At 38.5% G+C, this 13,572-nt stretch carries 18 protein-coding genes and 1 tRNA gene; 6 read left to right on the forward strand and 13 right to left on the reverse strand.

The features are described 5' to 3' along the window. Positions 1–794: 794 nt before the first annotated feature. The 4 genes from QF028_RS19435 to QF028_RS19450 form a co-directional block, all read right to left on the reverse strand. On the reverse strand, positions 795–2,138 hold the full coding sequence (locus QF028_RS19435; protein WP_429467886.1) for an SCP2 sterol-binding domain-containing protein: 1,344 nt from the start codon (positions 2,136–2,138) through the stop codon (positions 795–797). 21 nt (positions 2,139–2,159) lie between these two features. After that, the gene (locus QF028_RS19440) at positions 2,160–2,366 is read right to left on the reverse strand and encodes a hotdog domain-containing protein (protein WP_429467888.1); all 207 of its coding nucleotides are present in this window, start codon (positions 2,364–2,366) and stop codon (positions 2,160–2,162) included. Between the two features lie 213 nt (positions 2,367–2,579). After that, positions 2,580–3,176 (reverse strand): TetR/AcrR family transcriptional regulator, encoded by a 597-nt coding sequence (locus QF028_RS19445; protein ID WP_214999573.1) that lies wholly within the window; start codon positions 3,174–3,176, stop codon positions 2,580–2,582. 517 nt (positions 3,177–3,693) lie between these two features. Next, positions 3,694–3,765: transfer RNA gene (locus QF028_RS19450), tRNA-Val, on the reverse strand. A gap of 183 nt (positions 3,766–3,948) precedes the next feature. Between QF028_RS19450 and QF028_RS19455 the strand changes: the two genes are divergently transcribed. The 5 genes from QF028_RS19455 to QF028_RS19475 all read left to right on the forward strand — a co-directional run bounded on the left by QF028_RS19455 (position 3,949) and on the right by QF028_RS19475 (position 8,512). Further along, entirely contained in the window at positions 3,949–4,173 is a 225-nt protein-coding gene (locus QF028_RS19455) for a hypothetical protein (RefSeq protein ID WP_214999575.1), read from the forward strand. A 114-nt stretch (positions 4,174–4,287) separates the two neighbouring features. Beyond that, on the forward strand, positions 4,288–5,010 hold the full coding sequence (locus QF028_RS19460; RefSeq protein ID WP_410882055.1) for an alpha/beta hydrolase: 723 nt from the start codon (positions 4,288–4,290) through the stop codon (positions 5,008–5,010). A 123-nt stretch (positions 5,011–5,133) separates the two neighbouring features. Beyond that, a complete protein-coding gene (locus tag QF028_RS19465; RefSeq protein WP_429467891.1) occupies positions 5,134–5,646 on the forward strand; it encodes a YjcG family protein in 513 nt (170 codons plus the stop codon). A gap of 5 nt (positions 5,647–5,651) precedes the next feature. Next, a complete protein-coding gene (locus tag QF028_RS19470) occupies positions 5,652–6,074 on the forward strand; it encodes a GNAT family N-acetyltransferase (RefSeq protein ID WP_429467893.1) in 423 nt (140 codons plus the stop codon). 137 nt (positions 6,075–6,211) lie between these two features. Next, on the forward strand, positions 6,212–8,512 hold the full coding sequence (locus tag QF028_RS19475) for a UvrD-helicase domain-containing protein (protein ID WP_429467896.1): 2,301 nt from the start codon (positions 6,212–6,214) through the stop codon (positions 8,510–8,512). 25 nt (positions 8,513–8,537) lie between these two features. On the opposite strand, the gene QF028_RS19480 is transcribed toward QF028_RS19475, so the two are convergent. The 8 genes from QF028_RS19480 to QF028_RS19515 form a co-directional block, all read right to left on the reverse strand. Beyond that, positions 8,538–8,792 carry a stage VI sporulation protein F gene (locus QF028_RS19480; RefSeq protein ID WP_214999585.1) on the reverse strand — a complete coding sequence of 85 codons (255 nt, stop codon included), beginning with the start codon at positions 8,790–8,792 and terminating at the stop codon, positions 8,538–8,540. Between the two features lie 171 nt (positions 8,793–8,963). Beyond that, positions 8,964–9,080: a YjcZ family sporulation protein gene (locus tag QF028_RS19485; protein WP_098528384.1), complete on the reverse strand. Its 117-nt coding sequence runs from the start codon at positions 9,078–9,080 to the stop codon at positions 8,964–8,966. 108 nt (positions 9,081–9,188) lie between these two features. Further along, a complete protein-coding gene (gene spoVAE / locus QF028_RS19490; protein ID WP_168242521.1) occupies positions 9,189–9,545 on the reverse strand; it encodes a stage V sporulation protein AE in 357 nt (118 codons plus the stop codon). A gap of 4 nt (positions 9,546–9,549) precedes the next feature. Then, entirely contained in the window at positions 9,550–10,575 is a 1,026-nt protein-coding gene (gene spoVAD / locus QF028_RS19495) for a stage V sporulation protein AD (protein ID WP_429467899.1), read from the reverse strand. Next, the gene (gene spoVAC / locus QF028_RS19500) at positions 10,576–11,055 is read right to left on the reverse strand and encodes a stage V sporulation protein AC (protein ID WP_214999589.1); all 480 of its coding nucleotides are present in this window, start codon (positions 11,053–11,055) and stop codon (positions 10,576–10,578) included. It lies immediately after the preceding gene. Positions 11,056–11,071: 16 nt separating this feature from the next. Continuing rightward, the gene (locus QF028_RS19505) at positions 11,072–11,542 is read right to left on the reverse strand and encodes a sporulation protein (protein WP_214999592.1); all 471 of its coding nucleotides are present in this window, start codon (positions 11,540–11,542) and stop codon (positions 11,072–11,074) included. A 149-nt stretch (positions 11,543–11,691) separates the two neighbouring features. Next, positions 11,692–11,871 carry a hypothetical protein gene (locus QF028_RS19510; RefSeq protein ID WP_429467902.1) on the reverse strand — a complete coding sequence of 60 codons (180 nt, stop codon included), beginning with the start codon at positions 11,869–11,871 and terminating at the stop codon, positions 11,692–11,694. A gap of 82 nt (positions 11,872–11,953) precedes the next feature. Continuing rightward, complete coding sequence (locus QF028_RS19515) at positions 11,954–12,310, reverse strand: DUF1360 domain-containing protein (RefSeq protein WP_410882064.1); 357 nt, start codon at positions 12,308–12,310, stop codon at positions 11,954–11,956. Positions 12,311–12,447: 137 nt separating this feature from the next. Between QF028_RS19515 and QF028_RS19520 the strand changes: the two genes are divergently transcribed. Further along, positions 12,448–12,960 carry a CotY/CotZ family spore coat protein gene (locus QF028_RS19520; RefSeq protein WP_214999598.1) on the forward strand — a complete coding sequence of 171 codons (513 nt, stop codon included), beginning with the start codon at positions 12,448–12,450 and terminating at the stop codon, positions 12,958–12,960. A gap of 43 nt (positions 12,961–13,003) precedes the next feature. Here QF028_RS19520 and QF028_RS19525 read toward each other — a convergent pair whose 3' ends face one another. Further along, positions 13,004–13,513, reverse strand: coding sequence for a CotO family spore coat protein (locus QF028_RS19525; RefSeq protein ID WP_429467906.1), 510 nt, complete (start codon positions 13,511–13,513; stop codon positions 13,004–13,006). Positions 13,514–13,572 lie beyond the last annotated feature (59 nt).

A 13,572-nucleotide genomic window follows, 5' to 3' on the forward strand; every position in this document is an offset into this window, starting at 1 on the left:
ATCTTCAAGAATCTGGCCCGATTGCGGAACAAAAAAATCCTGCATATCAATACAGGATTTTTGATCAAACCTTTGTAAATTATCAAACTTTATTCTAAACAGTGTGACTTTTTTTATAAACATCGTGACTTTATTTCAAAGACACAACTGTCGTAGGCAGCTAAGAAACAAAGTAAATTAAAATAGAAACTCACTGAAGGACGTCGTACGGATTAATCCGTTACGAGTACTTTCGGAATTTCACACGACATCGAATAACTGGTTCAATCTCCACGAACTTTTCACTTTCATTAATAATTAACTGTATAGAGATTCTATAAAACGCTTGCCGAACTTGTGGTGTGGTTCCGAGTTCCAATATACCAATCGGGTAAAAATGATCAACATTCTTGCGCGAACAAACCCAACCAAATTCATCCTTCCGAAATATAAACATCCTCATACTGCCAGTTAATCAACTTCAGCCAGTTTTTACTACGTTTACTTATGTATTTACTGTTTTTATTTTTACAGACCATGTTAATCTCAAGCGAATCATTACCCTCATGAAAGAATCAAAGTAAAAAGTATAAAGAGAAAGGCGACATTTCGTTCTATTTTGAACGAAATGTCGCCTTTTTGATTTGAAGCATGTCTTCAACTAATTAAAAGTAAGTTTTTCAGTGCCCTGGTTTGCAGGGGAGGCAGCTTTTTAAGAGAATTTTTCTATGAACTGTATCGGTAAAGAAATAATGTATCGAACCTAACAAAATGATTATGTTATTTCCCACTTTTTATTAAAATCTTCTCATCTTTTATGACGGAAAGCACTTGCTGAAAGCCTTGAACAGCTTTAACTGGCCTTTTGTGCGAATTTTACCTGACATGATGGCTGATAATATCCCTGTTTCTTTGGCCAACAGCCGAATCCATGTTTGACTGTCTACAATAAGTTGGAAATCTGCATCCCCGATATGTCCCTTTTCCACAGTAAGGGTCTTGTTCTTAATGATAACCGTTGCTTGAGCATTTTCTTCTCCAGTAAATGTAAAATGATAGGTAGCAGCTAAATCTTTTGCTTGATTTCTTTGAAACATATGAGGAAGCACTTGCAAAAACGCCCGGATTGATTTCGATCGTAAGCCGTTGCTCACCGGCCGAACTTGTTTATGGGGAAAACGCTTTTTGACATGATCCTCAGCGTCGGAATTCGGCACAACATACACCATTTCGCTTTTATCCTGTAGTGGTTTGACAACGTCCTTCAAAAATTTCTTACGATCGTCAAGAAACTCACCAATTACATCTTCTCCAGCAGGACAAACGGACAAACAGTAGGCCGCTTTATAGCTAGCCCCAAAAGAAAGGCTCTGCCACATAGATGCTGTTTCTCCATCATTTACTTTGTCCCTGTATGCTTTAGAATTTTTGCTGTCGGTAATCTTCTCCACCCAATCGGTGAAGCCGCCGGAAAATTCTCTATAGTTGTGCGTATAACAGGCGGAGAAATTAAAATGACCATCAGCGCCAATGGCTCCTACCGGGCAGGCAGCTACGCACAATTTGCACTCCAAACACGGATTATAAACAATGGGCTGACTTTCCGAAGTCATATCTGCATTTGTAAGGATCGTACCTAACAAAATAAAGTTGCCGAACTTGGGATGAATGACATTTCTATGGATGCCGATTTGCCCGAGTCCAGCCGCAACCGCAATTGGTTTATGCGAGATGACCCATGCTTTTCCGGTACTTTCCTGCTCCATCGGGAATCCTGCTGGCGGATTCAATGCTTTGATGCCTTGCTCTTCAAGCTCTTTCACGATTTCATGTCCGATATGCGTTACGTTATCGACAACATGATGAAATTCCGTATTTGCAATGGATCGAGCTGTCGAACGCAAGGGCTCGCGGTTCATTTTACAGACGAAACTAATAAGCGTCCTAGCTTCAGGAAACAGATTCAAAATTTCTTTTCGTTGGTCCTCAAGTTCGTTTCGGTCAATAGAGACGAATCCAACATCGTCGGCTCCGGCATGTAGACATAAATTCCGCAACCACTGTGTATCTATGCGCCTGCCTTCGGTTCCCTGCATAATTTCCTTTTTCTTGTAATATTGTTTTACGGTAGGATGATCATTTATTGTCACCTTTTTCATGGCACTCAACTCCTTAGTCGTTCAATTTAAGGACCATCCGTTAGTACTACCCTGTTTGATGGCCTGCCCAATCATTCGAAGTCGTGCATTCCATACAGACTTCGTAAAATTGATTTTTAGTTCTAGCGTTGTGAATGTCTCCCCTTCGCTGAGGGTAGATGAGTAGGCTGTTCTCATCGCTGTATCAGTAGCATCGCAAAGTACGCCGGCGTGAAGCTTTCTTACCAAGGCTCACAGAACTTGTAAGGAAAGCTTATCGGCACGGTCAAGACTTAAAGTTTCTTTCTTCTTGCTCATCGATGATCAGACGACATCCACTATGACAGCATCCTTGTCAGATTTCGTAGTATCGCCTTCTAAGTATTATAGATAGTCACAGAGACCGATCGGTCTTTTTTAGAGTGAAAAAAAAAGCCATCGCCGGCTTCTTTTTTAGGACTGCTAGGCACAGTTCTGAGCAAGAAACGATCTAAGATGATGCACAGCTCTTTTCATGTACTCTTGGTTCTTGTAAAGTTTGCTAAGTGCTAGCGCCCCCTCCAGCGTGGAGATAAACACGGTCGCCACAAACTCGGGATCCACTCCTGGTTTAACCTCACCCTTCTTTATGCCTTCCTGAACAAGATTACGAACCATTCCGAGCAAGCCATCCATTGCTTCACGGACTTTATCTTTAAGCAATGGGTCTGCGTCATCTGCCTCAATGGCAGCATTCATAATCGGGCAACCTCCCGGGAACAATTCTCTTTCAGCAATCCCCTCGAATACGGAAACAATGGAAAGAAGACGTTCCATGCATCCTTGTTTGCCTGCCATTGCTTCAGAGAAAAAATGACTCATCGTGTCAATGGAAAAGGAAAAAGCGCTCAACATTATTTCCTCTTTATTTTCGAAATGGTTATAAATCCCTCCTTTTCGAAGACCAGTCTCGTGCATGATGTCGGAAATAGAAGATGCCCTATATCCTTGGCTATTAAAAAGTTTCGATGCTTTTTCTAAGATCAGGGCTTTAGTCTGTTCTCCCTTGCGATTAACCATGAATCTATTTGCCTCCGTTTGAAAAAGGTTTACGAAATTTGTAAGACCATTCGGTCTTTTTTATTGTACAATTAGGTAGTATCTTTGTAAAGTGCAAAAAATAATAGGCATAAAAAAAGGCAGTAAGCCTTTATTGCTACAACAAAACTGATTGTTTTAGAAAGACTCATTTTAAAGATGCAAGTAGCTTTAGCTACACCAGCTTCTTTCGCAACACTATTAAAGTTAACAGTCTTAGAACTCTTTGTAGTGGGAGCCCATTGAATGGAGTTTAGATGAAATGGCGGTTGGTTATTTAATGCGAAATATAAGATTTTTAATAATCAAATTAATTTATATAAAAAAATGAACATCTGTAAAGGTTAACAGGTGTTCATTTTTTGGACGGTTTACATCTTTTATAAGGAGAATAAGTTACTCTTGAGGAATATTTTTTTAAAAGGAAAATGAAATATAAATTAGAAACTACAGAAAATGAAAAAAATCCTAACACCATATAGATGTTAGGATTTTTTGATGACCTGTGAGGGATTCGAACCCACGACCCCTTCCCTGTCAAGGAAGTGCTCTCCCACTGAGCTAACAAGTCATATTTAATTAAACTACATTTCTAATTATATAAATTTTTTCGGTAATGTCAATAGTTTAATTAAATTCAATGAATTACATTTCTCTTATAACTCTAAAAAGGAACATTTGTTCCATTAATCTTGAATAAAGAACAAATGTTTGGGTATAATAATAACATATATTAAAGAAAGGGGCGATTCACATGGATGGGCTTTTTATACGTTCAATCGAGGAAAATATTCCATTAGAAATGATTTATTTAGCCGACAACCAAGAACTTTCACAACGGAAGTTGATTGTAAAGGAAGTTCACGACGAATACATTCGTGCGTATTGTTTGCTGCGCAAACAAATGCGCACCTTTAAACGGGAAAATATATTATCGATTATGCCTGATTCTCGCACCAAACAACGCTACCTTCACTAATCCTTCTCTTACCTACATTCACATATCATTCTTCCCAACTATCTTTAAAAGCATTTCCACTTTAGTTTTGTTATAATGCAGTGGTAAAGATCGAATTATTGGGGGAATCATTGCATGGAATTTCCAAAAGGCACAATGAAAGAACTTACCTTTCACAGCAGGGAGCTTGGAGAAGATTTACAGCTTCTCGTTTATCTGCCTGCAAATTTCTCACCGTTATATAAGTATTCGCTGCTGATTGCCCAGGATGGCAGGGATTATTTTCAACTTGGCAGAATTCGCCGATTAACAGACGAGTATCTTTTTGAAAAGGAAATTGAAAATTTAATTATTGTTGGGGTACCCTATAGGAATGTAGAGGACCGCCGCAGGAAATACCATCCTGAAGGCGAACAGAATCAGCAATACATTCGCTTTCTTGCCCATGAATTAGTTCCGTATTTAGATCAAGAGCTTCCAACTTATCAAATGGGCTTGACCAGAGCGCTTATAGGAGATTCTCTGGGCGCAACTGTTTCGTTAATGGCTGCCCTTCAATATCCTCATACATTTGGAAAAGTCCTTCTACAATCTCCATATGTGGATGAAAATGTATTGAATTCGGTCCAGAACTTCTCGGATGGACAGCTTTTACAACTCTATCACGTAATAGGTAATCAAGAAACTGAAGTTCAGACTACAAATGGCAAAATTGAAGATTTCCTGACCCCTAACCGGAAGCTTTCAAAAATAATTTCAGAAAAACCCATTACATATTTTTATGAAGAATTTAACGGGAATCATACTTGGACCTACTGGCAGCCAGATTTAAGACGGGCTCTTAAAATGCTATTTTAATCTTATTAGAATATACATCAAGATAAGTCGTTTAATATTTTTTGAAAATTTGCTATAATATCAGGAAGGTTAATTTTTTGTTTTTGTTAAAAAAGGTCAGTTCATCAAAACGGAGGTATACGTATGAAATTTGGAGTTGTTATTTTTCCATCAAAAAAACTACAGGATTTAGCTAATTCCTATCGAAAACGTTATGACCCGCATTATGCTTTAATTACACCTCACCTAACATTGAAAACTGGATTTGAAGCGTCTGAAGAAGAAGCAAAGGAATACGCTGAAAAGTTACGGAGAGTAGCTGCTAGCCATAAGGCATTCACATTAAAGACTTCAAAAATCAGTTCTTTTCAGCCTGTAAATAATGTTATCTATTTCAAAGTAGACAAGACAGATGAACTTTCCGCCTTGAATAATGAAGTCAATCAAGAGTTTACGGAGCAAAACTTAGAATATGCATTTGTTCCGCATATCACGATTGGTCAAGAGCTATCTAATGATGAGCATTCTGATGTTTTTGGATCACTGCGTATGACTAAGATTAATCATGAAGAAACGGTTGACCGTTTCCATCTACTTTATCAATTAGAAAATGGTTCCTGGACCGTTTATGAAACATTTCGTCTTGGAAAGGAATAGTTTAAGTGAAAGTCAAGATTGTAGAAAATCAAAAAGAACTTGAAGATGCCTATTCAGTTAGGAAAATCGTTTTCGTTGAGGAACAAAATGTCCCTCTCGAAGAGGAAATTGACGCCTACGAGGACGAGGCAAAGCACTTTGTCATGTACGATGAAGGATCTCCGATAGGAGCCGGTCGATTTCGTTTCGTTGATGGCTATGGAAAAGTTGAACGAATTTGTGTATTGAACAAGGCAAGGAAAACTGGTGCAGGAAAAACGATTATGAATGCAATCGAGAACTATGCGCTTCAAAAAGATATTCATAAATTAAAGCTAAATGCTCAAACACATGCCATTCCCTTTTATGCAGGACTTGGTTATGAGATTGTCTCAGAGGAATTTATGGATGCTGGAATTCCTCATAAAACGATGGTAAAAGAAATATAAATTAAGGAAGCACTTGGCGCTTTATGCGGCAAGTGCTTTTTGGTAATTCCAGCAATGTCGGTGAAACCCTTTTAGTTACCCTCAGGTTTTGATATGATAGAACATGTCTTGATTTTTGGATATAGAGGGTAAAAATTATGAAAACAGCAATTTATCAAAATCAGAATATTGTCCTTGAACAATTAAGCAGGGATCAATATCAAAAAATATTTCTCGCCGGAAAAAATGGTCAACTGAGCTGCCCTGTATGCAAAGGGAACGTTCGATTGTTTTTAGGAATTCAGAAGAACCCCCATTTTTTCCATACACATTCACCTGAAATACATTGCCCAGAACCCACTGTAATAATGGAAAAAGTAGATTCACAACAATCTTCCGAAGTGAACGGATTTAACATCCCAAAGGGTAGAACCATTACACAGATCCCGCAAAGCGTGGATCTTTTCAAAAATTCTATAAATATTGAATATACGGTTGCGTTTAAACAAACAATTAGTGACAAGCATGAGGAGCGCTCACCGTATTTACAGCAACTTGCAGACAGTGGAGTTGTTCTTGATGGAAGTCAGGCTGCTGCTGTTATGGAGACAGAAGGCTCCTTATTAGTCCTTGCTGGTGCAGGGAGTGGCAAAACTCGAGTGTTAACAGCACGAACAGCGTTTATGCTAGATGACAAACACATCGACCCAAGGACAATCATGCTCGTGACATTCACGTCAAAAGCTGCTGCTGAAATGAAGAACCGTCTGCTTTCCTATCCGCAAATGAAACGCGATAAAATCAATCAGCTTGTTACCGGAACCTTTCACAGTATTTTTTATCGCATTCTAATGTTCCATGATTCAATTAATTGGTCTTCAAATAAGCTGCTAAAAAAAGAATGGCAGCGAGACAAAATCCTGAAGGAAGCTGGCAAAGAACTCGACTTGTCCGAAAAAGAATTTGCCTATGATTTAGCTCTTCAGCAAATCGGGTTATGGAAAAACTCTCTGTTGATGCCAGATGAAGTAAAGCCCACCACCGAATGGGAAGAAAAAGCTGTCTTTTTATATAAAAGATATGAAGACTATAAGAGAAAAGAAGGTCTGTTTGATTTTGACGATATGCTAATTGGCTGCTATCAATTGTTTGCCACCACCCCTTCCCTGCTTGAACAATATCAAAATCGGTTTCATTATTTTTTAATTGACGAGTTTCAGGATATTAATAAGGTCCAGTATGAGCTGATCAAACTTTTATCCAGAAAACACAAAAATGTATGTGCCGTTGGCGACGATGATCAAGCGATCTATTCGTTTCGGGGTAGTGACCCAAGCTATTTGCTAGAATTTGAAAAAGATTTTCCCTATGCCAAAATGGTCACACTTGATCAAAATTATCGATCGTCTCATGAAATTGTCTCGGCTGCTAATCAAATGATTGCAGCTAATAAAATGAGAAGAATAAAGAAAATGAAAGCACAGTTTTCATCAGAAAAACTCCCACAGTTATTTTTCCCCTATGATGAAGAGGAAGAAGCAACAATGATTATTACCGATATACAGGAGAGGATTTCACTTGGTGCAAATCCTTCAGACTTTGCCATTCTTTATCGGACCAATGCAGGTTCTCGCGCGGTGTTTGAAAGACTGGCTGGCTCCAACCTTCCTTTTAAAATCGATTTGGATGCAGAGGCTTTTTACGAACGCTATATTGTGAGAAGCGCCCTTGCATTTCTAAAGGTGAGTTTAAATGAGGATGACACGCAAGCAATGTCAGACATTTTACCATTATTATTTTTAAAGCAGGCAGTCCTAAAAGAATTAAAAGCACAAAGTATCCTAAAAGACTGCAGTCTTCTTGAGGCACTCGCACACTTAACGACAGCCCATGCATTTCAGGAAAAGAAATTAAAAAAAGCTGTCACGATTATTCGAGGGTTAAAGCATTCTTCACCTCACACTGCGATTGAAAGGGTTGAGAAAGATATTGGCTTTCTTGATTTTCTGAAAAAACGCGGAAATGAATCGAATAAACTTGAAAAAGGATCGGACGATCTTAAGGATTTAAAGGTGGCTGCAAAAAGTTTCGACAAAATTCAAGCATTTCTAGCTCATTCCGAGCACATGTCGGCGATGAACAAAGAAATCAAAAATTTAAGTAAACATTTTCATGAAGCAATCAACCTAAGTACAATCCACCGCTCAAAAGGCCTTGAATACAAAACCGTATATATGATCGGCTCAGTCGATGGCAGCCTTCCGCATGATTTTGCCCTGGAAGCCTATCGAAATGGAGACTTTACTGCACTCGAAGAAGAAAGAAGACTATTTTACGTGGCGATGACTCGTGCAAAGGAGCAGCTGTTTATTTCTATTCCGCAAAATAGACGAGGGAAAAAAGCAAATCGCTCAAGGTTCCTAGTTTCTCTTACTAAAAAGAAGAAGACCGATTCCTAAAACCTAGGAAAGTGGTCTTCTTCTTTTACTTTTTATTGATCATATTCGAAATTGTATTAAGGTCAAGCTGCTTTCCATCGTTAATGATTGATTTTACAATTTGATCTTCCATTTCTTTATTTACCGGTTTATTGGCAATTTGAGAAACCCGACGAATTACATTACGGACTGTTTTTTCATCTTTAAAATTCGCATTTTGTAATGAATTGGCTAAATCTAAGATATCTTTCATATTAACGCCCGTTTTCTTTTCAATGTTTTTAAAAAATCCATTATCCATGGTAAAAGATCACGCTCCTTCATAAACTACTTTATTGTATGAAGGAAAGGGAAAATGGTGAATTAAATAGGAAAAGCGTACGCGCCCTTAAGCGCATACGCTAAACAAGTAAAGAAAGGGCTGGCCACTTTTTTTGGCCAACCCTTTCCATTAATACAAGCTTACTGTTTATTAATAGAAGCTTGCACCAACAATGATTAAAAGGATGAATAATACGACGATTAACACAAAAGTTGAACCGTACCCGTATCCACCACCGTAGCCGTAGCCGCCATATCCAAAGCACATAGAATGTCACCTCACTTCTGTAATCTCATTAATAACATATGAAATTACTTTATACTGTGTGTAGGCGCGACATCTATTTCAGTAATTTGAGTTTTAAAAATGATTCATTTACCCTTTAGGTTTAAAAATGAGTGCACCAATAAAACCGAAAATAATCGCTGCAGAGATACCGGAACTTGTCACTTGGAACATACCGGTCAGTACTCCTATTAGCCCATGTTTCTCTGCATCCTGAAGTGCCCCATGGACTAATGAATTTCCAAAACTGGTAATTGGAATGGTAGCACCTGCCCCTGCAAAGTCAACTAGTGGCTCATACAGTCCAAAACCATCTAATATAGCTCCAATGACAACGAGCAAACTTAGTGTATGACCAGGTGTAAGCTTGGCAACATCAAATAAAAGCTGCCCTAGAACACAGATTAGCCCACCAATAACAAATGCCCAGAAAAACATCGCTAGCATAGGATCACCCCTTATCTCCATTCATTTCAATGGCAACAGCATGTGCAATACATGGTATCGATTCGTTTTGCTGAAAGCTGAGCGGGGATAGCAGAGCCCCCGTCGCAACTACTAAGATTCGTTTATATGTACCTTTTTTCATTTGGTTCAGGAAATGCCCATACAAGGCTGTGGCTGAGCAACCCGCACCGCTTCCCCCCGATTGTACAGGCTGATCATCCTTATACATTAATAAACCACAATCCTGAAATTGTTTTCGTTCTAATTGAAGTCCACTCTTATTGATTAACTCGAAAGCTGTATCATGACCAACTCGGCCAAGGTCCCCAGTGATAATCAAGTCATAATATGAGGGTTCTAATTGAAGATCGCGGAAATGGGCCATAATTGTATCAGCTGCTGCTGGTGCCATCGCGCCGCCCATATTAAACGGATCGGTTAATCCCATATCGATGACTTTTCCAATCGTTGCCGAAGTTGTTACTGGGTGCATCTTTCCAGATTCATTTGGTTGCACAAGTGCTACCCCTGCACCTGTTACCGTCCATTGTGCAGTCGGAGGCTTTTGACCTCCATACTCTGTTGGGTATCGAAACTGTTTTTCGACTGCTGCATTATGGCTTGAAGCACCCGTAAGTACGTATTTTGCCCCCTGGTAATTTACCACAAAAGAGGCTAAGGCCAGCCCTTCCATGGACGTTGAGCAAGCCCCAAACAGACCAAAGTATGGAATCTGCATTGTCCTTGCCGCAAAACTGGTTGGCGTAATTTGATTAATTAAGTCTCCAGCAAATAAAAATTGAATCTGCTCTTTCTCAACATTCCCTTTTTGTAAAGCTGTTTTAATTGCTTCTTCTAATAGTAAACGGTGGGCTTTTTCATAAGACTCCTTTCCCATCCATAAGTCTTCATATAATAAATCGAAATCATTGGCTAAATTTCCATTGGCTTCAAATGGACCACCAGTAACCCCGGTAGCTGTGATCATTGGCCGATTTGTAAATATCCAAGATTGGTGCCCTTTTAGCAATTACAAAACCCCCCAAATCACTAGCAGCGTTTTAACAAGCGCAACAACAAAAGCTGAGAAAACACCGAAGAGCACTACCGATCCTGCTAGCTTGAACATATTTCCACCTACACCTAAAACAAAGCCTTCCGTTCGATGTTCGATACATGCCGAGATTACGGCATTACCAAAGCCGGTAACGGGCACAGCACTTCCTGCACCAGCAAATTGTCCTAGACGATCGTAAATTCCGAAGCCAGTGAGTAACATTGATAAAAAGACCATTGTTGCCACGGTCGGATTTCCTACACTCTGTTCGGTAAAATCGAAAAAGTAAATATAAAAGTAACTGATGGCTTGGCCGATAACACAAATAAGTCCACCAACAAAAAATGCCTTAATACAATTCTTCAAAACAGGCCTTTTAATTTCATGTTTCTGCTGAAGCTGTTGGTAATTGCGCTGCTGAGGCGTCATGTTTTTCTGCTTTTCCGTTGGCATCTACATTCTTCCTTTCTTACTTCATTTCTTTCGTCATTTTAACGATGTCGTTAAAGCGTTTTTCAGCCCTTTGATGAGAAAATTTAGAGGAGGTTTTCATTCTCTCATCAAGTCTCACTGCTTCGAGGAAAATTTTGTAGTCACTTGAAATGGTAAAGTTATCATTGGGATATTTTTCTTTAAGCATTTTGTTGATGTTTTTTTCAATTTTTTTCATTCTAAAACGATGCATATGCTTAACCTTATATACCACTAGTGTATCTTTTTTCCCTTTTATAACGGCCACATCATATAATTCTGGAAACGCGCTTACATCATGCTCAATTTCTTTCACATGATTTTTACTTATGTTTTTCCCGGTTACAATCGGATTAGGATTCGTTGTTTTCATAAGGGCTATTTGACTATCCTTAACCTGTGGATTTTGACTACAGGAGGAGAGTAATAATAAACAAGCGAATAATACCCAATGATGAATAGCTTTCATTTGATTCCCATCCCTTATTCCGTTTTTTTAACCATCACTATAGGTAGTTTTTTCGATATTGTCTAAAATTATGACTAGTTACAAGTAATTTATCTTTATTCCTTCGTAAAACAAAAAAACTGCCAGTCAATCTGGCAGTCCCCTTAAGCCTATTTAGAAGTTTTTTTTCCGCAGCCACAACCTGAACCTTTTTGCTTTATGGATTTTGACGGTTGATACATGTGAGTGGATTGTGTTGTTTCAATATCTTGTGTTGTTTCTAAATCTTGTGTTGTTTCTGTACCTTGTGTTGTGGTTGTATATTGGTTTCTCCTTTTTTTCCGACTCATTAATTCTCTCTCCCTTGCTTTCAATTCATTCCTACTTGTATTAGAATATGACCAAGATGTAGGTCTTGTCTCAGCAAACACCTTATTTATCGATAAAATACTGTACAATTAACTCCAAGATTGATGCAATGCCAGCAACCGCTAAAATTAATATAATAGGGTAGGAAACGATTGGATATAGAAGTGATATACCGACAACTCCTACAGAAGTCCATATCCCTGAACACCAATAACAGCTAAGAAGTTCACCGAAGAACTTTTTGACCCCTTTTTCCTTTGGTAAATAATAAACCTCGATTTCACCATACTCATCTACTTCTTTGATTTCATTGAAAAAAGGCTCCCTAATAAATTCGGTTATTTTATCAAAAACAAATAATCTTGTTAGCCTAAAAGACGCAAGTGATAGAATAATCAGGTTTAATAAAGTTATTTTCATGTTGTGTATCCATTCTTCCTTTCATAGCATTTTTGTCGCCTAATTTACTCAAACAAGGCTATTGTCCGTTACCCAAAAGTGCTCTGTGAAATATGTTAATAATGTAAGATGTATATCGGATTAAGGAGGAAAAATAAATGGGTTGTGGAAATAATGATCATGATTTTCATAAAGGTAATTGTGTTTGCGAAGTCGTCCGTGCAATTAAGGATATCCAAGATAATGCTGTAGAAGAAGATGAATGTCCTGAATGTTCTAGTTGTTTCAATGAGCCACTTGGTACATTGGTTTCACCAGCAAGGAGAGATCCAGTTGATACTCGTGTATTTGTTTTAAGTACTGCGGATGGTTCACCATTCCACGCTTTCTTTAGTACCGAAAACAATGCATGTGTATCCATCTACTTCCGTGTCGAAGATGTATTTGATAACTGCTGTGCTACACTTCGTGTATTAGTACCTGGTCGCCGTGAAGGTGGAACTTTCACCCCAGTAAACTTAGTTTCAGGTGGAGATAAGTGTTGTATTGACCTCGATAAGGTTTGTCAAGTTGAACGTTTCCGCGCAAGTAACGATTGCATAACAGTTGACTTAAGATGCTTCTGCGCTGTTCAATGTATTGCGGATGTTAACTTAGGAATTTGCAATTAAAAATATTGCCAGTCGGTATAATCGGCTGGCTTTTTTGTTGTCTCTATTTTTTGATTCCAATCAAGATAACCCCTTTAAGTGCATGGACTGGCACTGTATTTGTTGATTGATCATGAAATCGAATCGTTACTTCGTCACCATCGTACACAGTTAAGTATCCCTGATAATTTTTTTCTTCAGTAATAAAAACGCATGGTGGAGGCGGAAGGACTTTTGGATAGTTGATTAAATAATTCAATCGTTCTTTAATATCCATTTCTTTAAAGGGTTTCACCCTGTTAAAGGGAGAACGCTGTCTTTCCTGAATCGATGTTGGTGATTTTGTTGCTGGATTATCTGATCTAGATCCTTCCGTCCCTATTGGCTCTTGAACTATTTCCTTTTTTAAAAGAGAGATTTTCTTTTTGCTTTCAGCCTCTAACAGCATTTCTTTCTCAACCATCTCTTCTTCTTCCAGTCTGCTCGTATAAATGTCCTGCATGTTAGTTGCAGGAGTCCTTGCAAACGGCTGGTGTATATAGAGTAATGGTCCTTTACTTTTCTTTTCCGACATGCTCTGTACCTCCATTTACGTAATCCTACACATTATATTTATGCTAGAGGCCCATACGC

Origin of the sequence: Neobacillus sp. B4I6, from assembly GCF_050434045.1 — a bacterium.
GTDB lineage: Bacteria > Bacillota > Bacilli > Bacillales > Cytobacillaceae > Neobacillus.

Excerpts from the sequence above, each read along its gene's own strand:
- QF028_RS19435 (WP_429467886.1), bottom strand. The coding sequence starts at position 2,138 with ATGAAAAAGGTGACAATAAATGATCATCCTACCGTAAAACAATATTAC.
- QF028_RS19445 (WP_214999573.1), bottom strand. The coding sequence starts at position 3,176 with ATGGTTAATCGCAAGGGAGAACAGACTAAAGCCCTGATCTTAGAAAAA.
- QF028_RS19455 (WP_214999575.1), top strand. The coding sequence starts at position 3,949 with ATGGATGGGCTTTTTATACGTTCAATCGAGGAAAATATTCCATTAGAA.
- QF028_RS19460 (WP_410882055.1), top strand. The coding sequence starts at position 4,288 with ATGGAATTTCCAAAAGGCACAATGAAAGAACTTACCTTTCACAGCAGG.
- QF028_RS19465 (WP_429467891.1), top strand. The coding sequence starts at position 5,134 with ATGAAATTTGGAGTTGTTATTTTTCCATCAAAAAAACTACAGGATTTA.
- QF028_RS19475 (WP_429467896.1), top strand. The coding sequence starts at position 6,212 with ATGAAAACAGCAATTTATCAAAATCAGAATATTGTCCTTGAACAATTA.
- QF028_RS19480 (WP_214999585.1), bottom strand. The coding sequence starts at position 8,792 with ATGGATAATGGATTTTTTAAAAACATTGAAAAGAAAACGGGCGTTAAT.
- QF028_RS19485 (WP_098528384.1), bottom strand. The coding sequence starts at position 9,080 with ATGTGCTTTGGATATGGCGGCTACGGCTACGGTGGTGGATACGGGTAC.
- spoVAE (WP_168242521.1), bottom strand. The coding sequence starts at position 9,545 with ATGCTAGCGATGTTTTTCTGGGCATTTGTTATTGGTGGGCTAATCTGT.
- spoVAC (WP_214999589.1), bottom strand. The coding sequence starts at position 11,055 with ATGCCAACGGAAAAGCAGAAAAACATGACGCCTCAGCAGCGCAATTAC.
- QF028_RS19505 (WP_214999592.1), bottom strand. The coding sequence starts at position 11,542 with ATGAAAGCTATTCATCATTGGGTATTATTCGCTTGTTTATTATTACTC.
- QF028_RS19510 (WP_429467902.1), bottom strand. The coding sequence starts at position 11,871 with ATGAGTCGGAAAAAAAGGAGAAACCAATATACAACCACAACACAAGGT.
- QF028_RS19515 (WP_410882064.1), bottom strand. The coding sequence starts at position 12,310 with ATGAAAATAACTTTATTAAACCTGATTATTCTATCACTTGCGTCTTTT.
- QF028_RS19520 (WP_214999598.1), top strand. The coding sequence starts at position 12,448 with ATGGGTTGTGGAAATAATGATCATGATTTTCATAAAGGTAATTGTGTT.
- QF028_RS19525 (WP_429467906.1), bottom strand. The coding sequence starts at position 13,513 with ATGTCGGAAAAGAAAAGTAAAGGACCATTACTCTATATACACCAGCCG.